At 75.4% G+C, this 349-nt stretch carries 1 protein-coding gene; it reads right to left on the reverse strand.

Annotation, left to right across the window (positions count from 1 at the left end):
• Positions 1-349 (reverse strand): OPT/YSL family transporter (locus ACLBYB_RS32875; RefSeq protein ID WP_447701388.1); only part of this gene is annotated, 349 nt, incomplete at both ends.

Raw genomic sequence — 349 nt, forward strand, 5'->3', positions numbered from 1 at the left:
GGCGAGCCCGATCGTCCCGGCGGCCGCGGCGGCCCCGAGCAGGTCCCGCAGGCCGGGGCCGCCCTGCTCCTCGTGGCCGGTCCTGAGCACCTCCGCGGCGGCGATGCCCTCGGGATAGGGGAGATCGCTGCCCGACACGAGCGCGCGGCGGAGCGGGATCGAGAAGGCGACGCCGAGCAGGCCGCCCAACAGGCAGCCCGCCGTGGTCTGCCAGAACGGGAAGCCGTGCCAGTGGCCGACGAGGACGAGCCCGGGAAGCGCCAGGATGACGTTGCACAGGGTGCCGGCCGCCGAGGCCTGCGTCTGCACGATGTTGTTCTCGGGGATGCCGGCGCCGCCCATCAGCCCG

It is taken from the genome of Methylobacterium sp. D54C (assembly GCF_053345595.1).